The following is a 12,687-nucleotide window of genomic DNA, read 5'->3' on the forward strand; positions in this document are numbered from 1 at the left end:
TTTATAGAAGAAACGAGGTGATCTTTATGGATATTTCCTTTAAAATCGGCGCCAAGGAACACACTGTGACAGTCGAGGACAGCCGCCTTCTCCGTATCCTCCAGACCAATCCGATCCCTGTCGGAGCCACCGGTGAGGCAGCTGTCCAAGACGCCCTGGACCACCCCATCGGAACGCCCCGGCTCCGGGAGCTGGTAAAAGCCGGAGAGACGATCGCGATCATCACCAGTGATATCACCCGGCCCATGCCCACCTGGAAGGTCATGCCCGCGCTCCTCAGCGAGTTGTACGCCGCCGGGATACGCCGGGAGGACATCACGCTGGTCTTTGCCTTGGGCAGCCACCGGAAACATACACCTGAAGAACAGCGGCATCTCGCCGGGGAGCAGGCTTGGACGGAGATCGCCTGTGTGGACCTGGACGCCACCGACTGCGTCCATGCCGGCGTGACCTCCCGGGGGACCCCTGTGGACATCGACCGCCGGGTGGCTGAGGCGGACCGCCGCATCTGCCTTGGCAATATCGAATACCACTATTTCGCCGGTTACTCCGGCGGCGCAAAGGCGATCATGCCCGGCGTCTCCACCAGAGACGCCATCCAATCCAACCACAGCCGTATGGTACAGCCCGAGGCATGCGCCGGACGTCTGGAGGGCAATCCGGTCCGGGAGGACATCGAAGAAGCCGCCGCTATGGTGGGCGTGGATTTTATCGTCAACGTCATTCTGGATTCTCACAAAGCGATCATCAAGGCGGTCGCCGGAGACGTCACACAGGCACACCGGGCCGGATGCGCGTTCCTGGACACGCTGTACAAGGTGGACATCCCGGAACGTGCGGACGTTGTCCTGGTCTCCCAGGGCGGAGCCCCAAAGGACCTCAATCTATATCAAACCCAAAAGGCATTGGACAACGCCAAGCACGCGGTAAAGCCCGGCGGCGTGATCGTGCTCATGGGTTCTTGCGCCGAGGGCTTGGGGGAACGCGTTTTTGAGGAGTGGATGCTTTCCGCCCCGTCGCCAGCTTCCCTCATTGAACGGATTCAGAGGGAATTCCGTCTGGGCGGCCACAAGGCCGCCGCCATCGCCATGGTGCTGGAAAAGGCTGATATTTATCTGGTCTCCGACTTGGAGGACTCATTCGTGGAACAGCTTTTCCTGAAGCCGTTTCCCACGCCGCAGGAGGCGTATGACGCCGCTATCGCCAAGTGTGGACTCGGCGCTACCGTGATTGCCATGCCCTATGGCGGCTCCACGCTGCCCCATGTCGCCGAAGGATCCTGACAGGAGCTTGCTTCCAACATCCAATTAAACATAAGGAGTGTATACAATATGGATTACGCAAAAGAGTCTCTGCGCCTGCACTATGAATGGAAAGGCAAGCTGGAGGTAACCCCCCGTGCTGCTGTGGATTCCAAGGAAGCGCTCTCCCTGGCTTATACGCCCGGTGTGGCGGAGCCCTGCCTGGAGATCCAAAAGGACGTGAACAAAAGCTATGAGCTGACCCGGCGCTGGAATACGGTCGCCGTCGTCACCGACGGCACTGCCGTGCTGGGACTGGGCGATATCGGCCCGGAGGCCGGCATGCCTGTTATGGAGGGCAAGTGCGTATTGTTCAAGGCTTTTGGAGACGTGGACGCCATCCCCCTCTGCGTCCGGAGCAAGGATGTGGACGAAATCGTGAACACGGTCGCCCTTTTGGCCGGCTCTTTTGGGGGGGTGAATCTGGAGGACATCGCCGCGCCCCGCTGTTTTGAAATTGAGCGGAAGCTGAAAGAGCGGTGCGATATCCCCATCTTCCATGACGATCAGCACGGCACGGCTGTCATCACCCTGGCGGGCCTCACCAACGCGCTGAAAGTGGTACACAAGAAGATCGACGAGGTGAAGGTGGTCATCAACGGCGCAGGTGCGGCGGCAATCGCGATCTCCAAACTGCTGCTCTCCGCCGGTGTAAAGGACCTGGTCCTCTGTGACCGGAACGGCGCGATCTACGAAGGCCGGCCCACGGGGATGAACCCGGTCAAGGAGGAGATGGCCCGGGTCACGAATCTCTCCCAAAAACCTGGGACGCTGGCGGACATGCTGGTTGGGGCGGATGTGTTCATCGGCGTTTCGGCTCCTGGGGCCGTAACAACCGAAATGGTGAAAACCATGAATCAGGACGCCATCATTTTCGCCTGCGCGAATCCCACTCCGGAGATTTTTCCCGATGATGCCAAGGCCGGCGGCGCTGTGGTGATCTCCACAGGCCGCAGCGACTTCCCCAACCAAATCAACAATGTGCTGGCTTTCCCCGGCATTTTCCGGGGTGCCCTGGACGTTCGGGCCAGCGATATCAATGACGAAATGAAAATTGCCGCCGCCCATGCGTTAGCGGGGCTGATCTCCGATGCGGAGCTGAACGCCGAGTACATCATCCCCGCAGCCTTCGATTCCCGTGTGAAGGACGCGGTGGCCGCTGCTGTAGCACAGGCCGCACGCGATTCCGGTGTAGCGAGAGTTTGAATACCCCTCTGCACCTTTTGGGGGCTGAGGGCTTGACCACCTTGAGCCACCTCTCTTATTCGATGGGGCACGCTCCCCGCCCCTTCGCTTTCTGAAAAATATCATAGAACGTGACTCGTTGTAAGCGTCAAATGGGAAAAGCGGCAGCCTCGGAGTGAGACCGCCGCTTTTCCCATTTGACGCTTACGATATGAATCTAAATAAAGATTTGTATGATTTATATGAAATTTCCACTTACCTGCACCTGCTATTACACATTCTGTTTTGCAGGAGCAACTTTTCCATATCCGTTCCATGCAAACAGGGCTTCTTCATCTGCGTTTCCGTAGACCTGTTCTACATCGCAGATATACAGGTAGTGGTCGCCAACCTCATGATATTCTTTCAAACTGCACTGAATTGCCACACGGCTGTGAACTGGGATTTTAATGGAGCTGTTCTCGACTTCTGCAAGTTCAATGACAAACGTTGCTGCTTTATCGGTGTTTCGGCCCGTAGTGCTGCCGCAGCCCATAACGGCTTCGCCAATTTCCGCTCCCGGAATTGTCAGAATGACTTTTTTATTGTTGCGCACCATTTCTCCGCTGTAAGAGGTCTTTGCCATCGCATAAGCGATCATGTTTGGACGAAAGGAAAGATATGTCCACCATGACACCGTGGCAAGGTTGGTAGAGCCATCCGGTTTTTGGGTACATACAAGCGTTACCGGATTGGGAGATGTAAGGGCTGCAGCCTGCGGCAAATTGATCTTATTCATAATTGCTATTCCTTTCCGTGATCTATTGAATGGATTTCCCAAGCTCATAGGCTTGCTCAAGTTCGGGTTTTCCCGCAATGTCGCCTGCATCTCCGTTGCCTCCGGCGAGAACGGCTCCGAGGTTGTTCCACTGCAAATGTGCCATCAAGTGATTGAAGTAGAGCAGCACATCATCAAACCCATTCCCCTCAGCCGCCATCAAAAGGGCGCAGGCTCTGCCGTGTCCACGGAGCAGATTGCCGTCGCCTTCCTCCAGTGCAAACAGGCGGTCAACCGCCGTTCTGATCTGACCGCTCATATTCCAATAATAAAGCGGTGTTGCCAGCACAATTACATCGCAGTCCTTGACAGCAGGATAGATCTGCGACATATCATCCCGTTGGACACAGGGACATGCCCGGCTGCTGTGGCCGCCGAAGCAGCCCTTGCAGCCGTTGATATCCATGGTGTCAAGGAAAAACTCGGTCACTGTATTACCGGCGCTTTCCGCGCCCTCAGTGAATCTCTTTACCAAAGCGGAAGTATTCCCGTTTCTGCGGGGACTTCCGTTTAATATCACAATTTTCTTTGCCATACTTGTAACCGTCCTTTCGCTTAAATCTTCTCTGCCAGCGCAGCGGCCTGTTTGCAGCCGTCCGTTTTTTCAATGTCTCCGGTGTTCAGAACGCCGGGAATCAGTACCTCGCCAACCATTTTCCATTTCATCAAAGCGGCGGAACGCTCAATCGGAATACGGACACCGTCCATAACGGACATATCATTTTCTTCACAGCAGGTGATCAGGGCACATTCCTTGCCTGCAATATCCTTACCCGCCACACAGAAAGAAAACAATTTATCAATGACCCCTTTGATCTGTGCCGGAATGGAATACCAGTAGACAGGCGTGGTAAAGACCACCGCATCCGCCTCCAAAATAGCAGGCGCAATGATATTGAAATCGTCATCAAAAGAGCAGGCTTTTCCTGTCTTAAAGCAGGTTTCACAGGCATGGCAGCCACCCACATTTTTCATGGCGGCATCGAACCGGGTAACGGTATGGCCCTTTGCTTCTGCCGCTTTGATAAAAGCATCCGTCATAGCAAAACTGTTGCCGTTTTTACGGGGACTTCCGGTAATCACTACGATTTTCTTGCTCATAAATATATCCTCCAATTCTGCGGGATTGACTTTTCCCGTTGCTGACATTATAATCATAGCAAGAATAAGAGGAAAAACAAGTACGCACATATAAGTGCGATACTCACATTGACGTTAAGTACTTACCTAAAGGAGAGCGCAAAATGAGTATAGCGTGCATTAAAGATGCAAAGCTGGAAGAAACCGGATTTAATTATACAATGTCCCTCATTCAGGGAAAGTATAAAATGTTCATCCTATATGCCTTGATGGGCTTTGAAATTGTCCGCTTTAATGAGTTGAAAAAATATATAGGAACGATTTCTTATAAAACTTTAAGTGCCACGCTGAAAGAATTAGAAGCAGATGGTCTTGTTCACCGTGAAGAATATCCGCAAATTCCTCCAAAAGTTGAATACAGTCTTACAGAGCGCGGGAAGTCTCTGATCCCAATACTGGACGAAATGTGTGAGTGGGGCGAGAAAAACCGGCTGGCAAAGTAACTGTGGCGTATAAGAAAGCAGCGCAAACATGAAATGAAATAGTCGGTATCACGAATCTGTTCTTCGCCCCATGAGTATTCTCTCTGGTATTCTGGAATGATATCGTTTTTCCATATTGAAAAAATGCATGGCCGTATTGCCGTCAGAAATCAGCCGAACACGCTGACCACTGTTTGTCTACTATTTCGGAAAATTGAGATATCCTGAAAGCCATTGCGTTGCAATGGCTTTCCCGTTTGACGGCCTGATAACTCAGACTTTGAAGGCCGCCCTACTCATAATCCCCACCCTTGCGGATGGGGATTTCTTGCACGCTCCCCTGCTCCTCCTTTCCAAACCGAACTCCCTTCGTTGGGCTTCGGTTTGGTTTTTGGCTAACCCTTTGGCTGGAAAAGTATTTTTCTTGCCTTGGTACAAAACCACCTTAAACCTATTGTTTAAGGTGGTTTTTTCATACAGAAAGTTTTTTGTTACCGTTGGTCAAATGCTGGTCATACACATTCTCAGAAGGAAATGCTTATTATTGTTTGCTTTTTATCTACAACGAATCATAGGTTCTTTTATAATGCCGCGTCGTTTATCAGCATGTGGCCGCTTCTAAGTCATAGCTTGTAATGAATCGAATATCTCCCAACCTTTATCTTCGTGATGCAGAGCAAGCGCCGCTGCTAAATGTTTTGCATTCATGATATAGTCCATTAACTCGAAAAATCGCACGCGATTTTTCAAACAGGCGATGCCCGCTGTGCGTAAAGCACACAGAGATTGCCTATGAAATTCCAATCAAGGCCGCGGTCCGCGGCCTGTCACAGCGCACATGCGCTGTGACACTTGAAAAGTGGATTTGCTACTTTTCAAGTTATTTGGCAAGAATTCTCCCACTTGTTTTTCCTCCATTCATCTGCCGAATCAGAAACTGCCCAATACAGTAAAGAGAGGCCCGCTGCGCCGTTCCACGGCACAGCGGGTAATAAGGAGGAAGAGTATCAAAAGATACTGTTTATAAAAGAGTTATGGTTATGAAAGCAGTCTTCACTATAACTTTTTTCAGCCATACATCGGTCTTGTAACGATCATCAGCCTCAAGCCGGGCCTCTGCAAAGAGCTTTTCGGCAATCTCGGGATACTTCCCCTTCAATTCGGCATGGCGGATCTCGCCGCTTAAGGAATTCGCTGACAGGCACACTGGGCTGCTTGTAATCCAGAGACCTTGTCAGGATCGCAGCGGTACAGGTGCCGCAGTCCACAGCCTTCTTCATCTCGGCCTGACCCGAACAGTGTTCCGCAGAAGGTCAGGACCAGCCCTTCTTGTTCTTCGTGTAGGGCAGGGACAGACCAGGCCTGGGAGCAGCCCGTGCAGGCGCTGGAGACCCCAACCAGGGGCTGGCTCAACTAACTGTGCCATTGAGCGTCTTGCGGTTGAACACGCCGGGCTTGCCGCTAAGGGGCAGGGCGCAGTTCCAGTTGGTCTCATCATGCAGGGTATCATCCACGGGTTCCATGGTCAGCGCCTTGCCTTTTGCCAGGTAAGGGCAGCACGCCGGTACCGTCCAGCATGCTGGCCTTCCGCAGCTTTCCCCTGCAAGCACCTGACGGCCTTGATCTCCGCCCAGGCCGCTGTCTGGGCTGGCAGCGTGTGGTCGCATTTGCTCAGTCTTTCAGTTCCACGTGTTTCTTCTGTTCACCTGCTTATTTTAGAAACATGCTTCAGGTTGCGTGCGCCGTAGATCAGCAGCACAAGGATCGTCGCCACATAGGGCAGCGTCTCGACCAACTGGGACGGAATTCCCAGGTTCTGAATACCGACGCTCAGCGCGCTGGCATAGGCAAACAGCAGGCAGGATGCCGCCGCTAACAGAGGATTGCCCTGGCCCACCAAAATAGCAGCTACCGCCAGGAAGCCCCGGCCGGCCGTCATGTTCTCTGCAAACACAGAGGTCCCGCCAATGGGCAGCACCGCGCCGGCAACACCGCAGAACACGCCTGTAATGATCGTTGAGACCCATTTGTAGGCCAGGATATTGACGCCCGAGGTCTGCGCTGCCCGGGCATTGATGCCCACACCGCGAAGGCGCAGGCCAAAGGGCGTTTGATACATCACGACCCACATGACGGCCACCGCCACAAACGCGAGATACACCAGCACATTTTGATCGTTCAGCACGCCGTTCACCTTTCCCAGCGGCTCCAAAATGGAAAAATGCAGGGCCGGAAGACTGACCAGCCGCTCGTCCATAAAGGAGCCTCTGACGCCGAACAGCGCCACCATCATCAAGGTGGTCAGGCCCCAGGCGCCCAGGTTCATGGCAATGGATACCACCATGCCGTCGGACTCCAAATGAAAGACGAACAGGCCGAACAGCGCCGCGCACAAAACACCTGCCAAAATACCGAAAAGTACGCCCACATACGGATTTGCCGTGAGCCAAGTACCATATGTTGCGAAAAACGCCGACGTCAGCATAAAACTCTCCAGTGCGATGTTGAATACACCGGCGCGGTTTCCAAAGCAGCCCCCCACCGCCGCAAAAATCAGCGGCGTGGCAAGGCGCAGCGTGGCGGCCAGCGTAACAGTCCCTAACAGCGTGTTCAGCATATGCCGCCCTCCTTTCCCTTTCCAGCGGTCCTCTTCCGAGGCTGTCTGTCCTTCCATTTCCCCCAGAGCCTGCGGTAATCAATGGTGACAAACAGGACGAACATTGCCTGGATCAGCTCCACCGTCAGACGGTTGGTGGAAGTGACACGCTCCATTTGCAGCGCCCCCGCTTTCAATGCGCCCCACAGCATGGACGCCAGCGCCACACCGACAGGGCTGTTTTTCGCGATCATGGAGATCATGATGCCGTCCCATCCGATGTTATTGGCAAAGCTGGGGGTGAATTTTCCGTATACGCCCAAAATCTCCACCGCGCCGCACAGGCCCGCGATAAAGCCGGACAGCAGGAAGATCGAGATGAACATCCGCGTCGTCCGCACACCGCCCACTCTGGCAAACCGCAGGTTTTCACCCACCTGCTTCATCTCATAGCCGACCTTTGTAAAGCGGTAGATCACAAAGACCACAGCCACCAGCAGCAGCGCGATAAAAATGCCTGTGCTGGCATTGGTGCGGGGCACCAGTGTGGTCAGCTCTGCGCTCTCCTGGATGACAGGCGTCGCCATGGCCTTGGAGTTGTTGTTGGCGCTGGCGCCCTTTACGATCTTTGTGAAATACTCCGTCACCCACAGCGCCACATAATTGAGCATCAGGGTGGTGATCATCTCGTCGATGCGGAACACCAGCTTGATGACCGCCGGGATCAGGGCAAACAGCAGGCCGGACAGGCTGCCCGCCAGCAGGCAGGCCAGAGGCAAAAGCCAGCCGGGCAGCTCCGCATACAGGCCAACCAGGGTCGCGGCAAATGCCCCCACATAGAGCTGGCCCTCGATCCCCAGATTCATCACGCCGGAGCGGAACGCCACCGTGGCGGCAATACCGGTAAAAATGCAGGGCGTGATCCAGCGGATGGTATTGCCGATTGCGGAAGCGCTGCCGCAGATGCCCTGGAGAATGGCGGCATATGCCTCTCCCGGCGCCGCCCCCTGAAAGCTGATCAGTGCCGCGCCGATGACGGCCACTGCCGTAAATGCCAGCACATATTTCAGTGTTTCCAGGAGCAGTTCGCTCTTATTTTTCAGCCGCATCTTCCACTCCTCCTGTCATCAGCAGACCGATCTGCGCTTCCGTCAGCTCGCCATGGAGACCGCCGTCGTACAGCTGTCCGTCATATATGACCTCGATCCGGTCCGAGACCTCCATGACCTCGTTCAGCTCCTGACTCACCAAAAGCACCGCCACGCCGGAGGCCGCCAGTTCCTCGATCTTCTTCCAGATAAATTCGATAGCGCCGATATCAATGCCCCGGGTGGGGTCCTCCATGATCAGCAGCTTATTCTCCTGCAAAAACTCTCTGCCCACAATGGCCTTTTGCACATTGCCGCCGGACAGGGATGAAATAGGCTCATTCAGCGAGGAGGCCTTGACGGAAAACTCATCCACCACGCGCTGGGCAAATGTCTCCGCCTCGCCCCGGTCTATGAGCCACTTGCTGCGGAAGCCGTGGGCAATGTGATAGCCCATGATGCAGTTTTCCCAAATGGGAGCGGCCCGGTTGCAGCCGTCGGCCATGCGGTCCTGGGGAACCAGGCCGATACCTTTGCAGCGGTGCTCCCGGCAGGAGGCGCGGGTGATGTCATCGCCGTCCAGCAAAATAGCACCCGATTCCGGGGCGCGCAGGCCATACAGGCATTGGACCAGCTCCACCTGCCCCGATCCGGCCACGCCGGCGATTCCCACGATCTCCCCGGCGTGAACGGTGAGGTTCACATGCTTCAGCTTGACGATGCCGTTATCATTGCGGGCCTGCAGATCCGTGACCTGCAGAATGGGACGGCCCCGGTCCTTTTTGAGCTTGTTTGCCTTGAGCATCACGTTGCGTCCAACCATCATGCTGGCCATCTGCTCCTCCGAGGTCTCCGCCGGGGTCGTGTGGCCCACCACCGCGCCCTCTTTCAGCACCGTGATCTCATCCGCGACCTGAAGCACCTCTTTCAGTTTGTGCGTAATAAAGAGGATTGTCTTCCCCTTAGACACCAGAAAGCGCATGGCGCGGAACAGGCCCTCCACGCCCGCAGGCGTCAGAACGGAAGTTGGCTCATCAAAAATCAGGATATTGGCGCCGCGGTAGAGGATCTTGACGATCTCGATCTGCTGCAGCATCGCCACAGGCTGCTCCCGCGCCAGCTCATCCAGGGGGATATTGAAATTATAGGTGCGCAGCAGCTCTTCCACCTCGGCCCGGACTTGTCTGCGGTCCAGCAGTCCCAGCTTCCCCGTCCGCTCATATCCCATCATGATATTGTCCAGAATGGTCAATTCCGGGAACAGCATAAACTCCTGATGCACCATGCCGATGCCGGCCTTGCTGGCCTCTGTGGGCGAGCGGAAATTTACCGGTTTGCCCTCCAGAAATATCTCTCCGTCATCCAGCCGGTGGACACCGGAGATGATGTTCATCAAGGTGCTCTTCCCAGCGCCGTTTTCTCCCACGACCGCGTGGATCGTTCCCTTCTTGACCGTTAAATCGATTTCACGGTTTGCGACCAGGCTGCCGAACCGTTTTGTCACGCCCCGCAGCTCCAGAATTGTATCCATAAACACCGTCCCTTAGCGCAGGAGGGGACTCGCATCCGCCAGTCCCCTCCGCTTTGTCAAATATATTGCTCGGCGGCGCAGCTTTCAATCTTATTCGCCGTAAGCGAATACGTCGATGCTGCCGTCCTGCACGCCCGCCATCAGTGTATCCACTGCCTGCTGCACATCCTCGGGCAGTTCCTCATAGTCGATATCGGCAAAGATGGGAGAACCGGTGGAAATACCATAGCTGATGCTGTTGACGCCCTCGAACTCGCCGTTCACATAGCTGTTATAGGCCGTGGGAACCGCGTCCTGGATGGCAATCAGCGCAGACCAGAACACCAGCTCATCCATGTCGCCCTGCCACTTATCCACGCCGATGCACTTCACGCCCGCGTCGATGCAGGCCTGCAGCACGCCCAGGCCCGCCTGGCTGGCAGCCTGCGCCACCACGTCCGCGCCGGCGTCCAGAACGATCTTTGCCGTCTCGGCGCCCTTCACAGAGTCATCGGAGGTGCCGATGAACGTCTTGCTGGCGGAGGCGTTGGTACCATAGGTCTCGTTGGCATACTTGATGCCGGCGGCGAAGCCGTCATAGAAGCGGTTGATAACGCCGATATCCAGGCTGCCGATCCAGGCGATGTTGCCGGTCTCGCTGGTCAGTGCCGCCACCAGGCCGGCCACGAAGCAGGGTTCAAAGGAGTCCACCACGATGCAGGTCACGTTGGGCAGGTCTGTCTCCTCGTTGCAGTCGATGGGGATGAACCGCGTATCGGGATACTCATCAGCGATCTCCAGCGCCACAAGGCTCACGGCATCATACATGGTATAGATGGGGTTGGCGCCCATCTCCGCCATTGCGCGGATCTGCTCCTCATATTCGGCGGGTTCCAATGCCTCCACCAGCTTCACCTCCACGCCGGTCGCCTCATGGATCGCCTCAAAGCCCGTCCAGGTCAGATCTACAAAGGGATCACCAGCGGGAACCTCGCTGATGAGGCAGACCAGACCCGCACTCTCAGGCTCATCAGTACTGTCCTCAGCCGGTGTGGTCTCGGGAGTCTTTTGGCCGCCCCCGCAGGCTGCCAGGCTGAGAATCATCGTCAGGGCAAAAAATACAGCGATTCCTCTTTTCCAGAACTTGTTCATCTTCATATCCTCCATATAATTTTTTCATACACTCAGGCCAAGAGTATCTCTTGCAGCTCCTGAATATCCATGATATGCCGGTGGGGACTGCACTCCAGCAGGCTCTCCAGCGGCCAGTTGCCGGAGGGGACCGCCACCGTGTACACGCCTGCGGCCACGCCTGCCTGAATGTCAAAGGGAGATTCCCCGATATAGACACAATCGGCAGGCCTCTGCCCCACCAGCGCCGCCGCCTTCAGCAGGGGTTCCGGGTCCGGCTTAAAATGCTCCACATCATCTCTGGAGATCAAATAATGAATGTATCTGTCCAATTTCAGCTCATGTAGGATGAACTGCGCGTTCTGCTTCCGCTCCGAGGTGATGAGACAGATGGGCAGGCCCATTTTGAAGGCCTTTTGCAGTGTCTCCTCCGCGTGGGCAATGAGCTTCGCCTTCACCATCTTCACGGGATACTGCCGCTTATACTCGGCAATGAACTCCGCAATACGGTCCGTTTCATCCTCCCGCACTTCAGACAGGGTGGTCAGCATGACCTCCACCGGCAGGCCAAACATGTCCAGAATGGCCTGCTTTCCCGGCGGCACAGCGCCCACATGGCGGAAAGACGCCTCCAGGGCTTCACAAATGGGGTCCTGGGAGTGGACCAGCGTGCCGTCCAGGTCTGTTAATAGTGCCGCAAACGCCATACTCAGTTCTGTTTCGCCAGGATCGCAGAGTCCAGGGCGTGCTTGCAGATGCAGTCGCCGTCATAATCCACGCTCTTGATGGCGATCCGCAGGATGGCCTTGAAATCCTCCACGCCCTGCCGCAGCAACTCCGGGAAATCGGCGCAGTCGGTCTGCTCGCCCATGGCCCAGTTGTTGACCATGCAGATATGGGCATAGCACATGGCCAGTTCCCGGGCAAAGATCACCTCAGGGATGGTGGTCATGCCGATCAGGTCGCCGCCCAGCTTGCGGAACACCTTCAGCTCAAAGGGCGTGTTGAACCGCAGGCCCTCGTCCACGAACAGAACGCCGTGGTCGTGGATATGGCCGGGCTTCACCTGATTTGCCGCGTCGATCAGCGCCTTGCGCAGGGTGGGGCAATAGGCCGGACACATATCCACATGGTAAGCCACCGGCACATCGTCGTACATTGAGCGCGGCATTCTCCGCGTCATGTCAAAGAAGTCATCCGGGACAACCAGATCGCCCGGCTTCATATCCGGGTTCATGCTGCCCACGGAGTTGGTGGCAAAAATTCTGCGCACGCCCAACTCCCACAGCGCATATACATTTGCGCGGTAGTTGATGCGGGGCACGATGATGTGGTGCTCCGGTCCATGGCGGGGAATAAAATAAACCGGCATCCCGTCAATGGTACCCTTGAAAATCTCAGAAGAGCGGCCATATTTGCTGTCGTGGATAAATACCTCCGGATTTTCCAGCAGATCGTAAAATCCGCTTCCTCCAATAATGCCTACAGGTTCCATAT

At 55.4% G+C, this 12,687-nt stretch carries 12 protein-coding genes; 3 read left to right on the forward strand and 9 right to left on the reverse strand.

Features of this window, described 5'->3' with window-relative positions; translation table 11 throughout:
- Window positions 1-26 precede the first annotated feature (26 nt).
- Window positions 27-1,283, forward strand: a complete 1,257-nt coding sequence (gene larA, locus Q0Z71_RS02010) for a nickel-dependent lactate racemase (protein WP_298017504.1) — start codon at window positions 27-29, stop codon at window positions 1,281-1,283.
- A 48-nt stretch (window positions 1,284-1,331) separates the two neighbouring features.
- Window positions 1,332-2,507 carry an NADP-dependent malic enzyme gene (locus Q0Z71_RS02015; RefSeq protein ID WP_298017508.1) on the forward strand — a complete coding sequence of 392 codons (1,176 nt, stop codon included), beginning with the start codon at window positions 1,332-1,334 and terminating at the stop codon, window positions 2,505-2,507.
- Between the two features lie 250 nt (window positions 2,508-2,757).
- Here Q0Z71_RS02015 and Q0Z71_RS02020 read toward each other — a convergent pair whose 3' ends face one another.
- The 3 genes from Q0Z71_RS02020 to Q0Z71_RS02030 are packed head-to-tail and all read right to left on the reverse strand — an operon-like array spanning window position 2,758 to window position 4,404.
- Window positions 2,758-3,264, reverse strand: coding sequence for a flavin reductase family protein (locus Q0Z71_RS02020; RefSeq protein WP_298017512.1), 507 nt, complete (start codon window positions 3,262-3,264; stop codon window positions 2,758-2,760).
- 22 nt (window positions 3,265-3,286) lie between these two features.
- On the reverse strand, window positions 3,287-3,838 hold the full coding sequence (locus Q0Z71_RS02025) for a flavodoxin family protein (protein ID WP_298017515.1): 552 nt from the start codon (window positions 3,836-3,838) through the stop codon (window positions 3,287-3,289).
- A gap of 20 nt (window positions 3,839-3,858) precedes the next feature.
- Complete coding sequence (locus Q0Z71_RS02030; RefSeq protein ID WP_298017518.1) at window positions 3,859-4,404, reverse strand: flavodoxin family protein; 546 nt, start codon at window positions 4,402-4,404, stop codon at window positions 3,859-3,861.
- 143 nt (window positions 4,405-4,547) lie between these two features.
- Between Q0Z71_RS02030 and Q0Z71_RS02035 the strand changes: the two genes are divergently transcribed.
- Entirely contained in the window at window positions 4,548-4,886 is a 339-nt protein-coding gene (locus tag Q0Z71_RS02035) for a helix-turn-helix domain-containing protein (protein ID WP_298017521.1), read from the forward strand.
- Between the two features lie 1,681 nt (window positions 4,887-6,567).
- Here the strand turns inward: Q0Z71_RS02035 and Q0Z71_RS02040 are convergent.
- The 6 genes from Q0Z71_RS02040 to Q0Z71_RS02065 form a co-directional block, all read right to left on the reverse strand.
- Window positions 6,568-7,482, reverse strand: coding sequence for an ABC transporter permease (locus tag Q0Z71_RS02040; RefSeq protein ID WP_298017523.1), 915 nt, complete (start codon window positions 7,480-7,482; stop codon window positions 6,568-6,570).
- Window positions 7,476-8,570: an ABC transporter permease gene (locus tag Q0Z71_RS02045; RefSeq protein ID WP_298017527.1), complete on the reverse strand. Its 1,095-nt coding sequence runs from the start codon at window positions 8,568-8,570 to the stop codon at window positions 7,476-7,478. Before Q0Z71_RS02045 ends, Q0Z71_RS02040 begins: the two co-directional genes overlap by 7 nt.
- A complete protein-coding gene (locus tag Q0Z71_RS02050; RefSeq protein ID WP_298017530.1) occupies window positions 8,554-10,080 on the reverse strand; it encodes an ABC transporter ATP-binding protein in 1,527 nt (508 codons plus the stop codon). Before Q0Z71_RS02050 ends, Q0Z71_RS02045 begins: the two co-directional genes overlap by 17 nt.
- 90 nt (window positions 10,081-10,170) lie before the next feature.
- Window positions 10,171-11,211, reverse strand: a complete 1,041-nt coding sequence (locus tag Q0Z71_RS02055; RefSeq protein ID WP_298017533.1) for a BMP family ABC transporter substrate-binding protein — start codon at window positions 11,209-11,211, stop codon at window positions 10,171-10,173.
- Window positions 11,212-11,243: 32 nt separating this feature from the next.
- Entirely contained in the window at window positions 11,244-11,897 is a 654-nt protein-coding gene (locus Q0Z71_RS02060; protein WP_298017536.1) for an HAD family hydrolase, read from the reverse strand.
- Between the two features lie 2 nt (window positions 11,898-11,899).
- Complete coding sequence (locus Q0Z71_RS02065) at window positions 11,900-12,685, reverse strand: MTAP family purine nucleoside phosphorylase (RefSeq protein WP_298017539.1); 786 nt, start codon at window positions 12,683-12,685, stop codon at window positions 11,900-11,902.
- Between the last annotated feature and the right edge of the window lie 2 nt (window positions 12,686-12,687).

It is taken from the genome of uncultured Dysosmobacter sp. (assembly GCF_947631635.1).
GTDB lineage: Bacteria > Bacillota > Clostridia > Oscillospirales > Oscillospiraceae > Oscillibacter.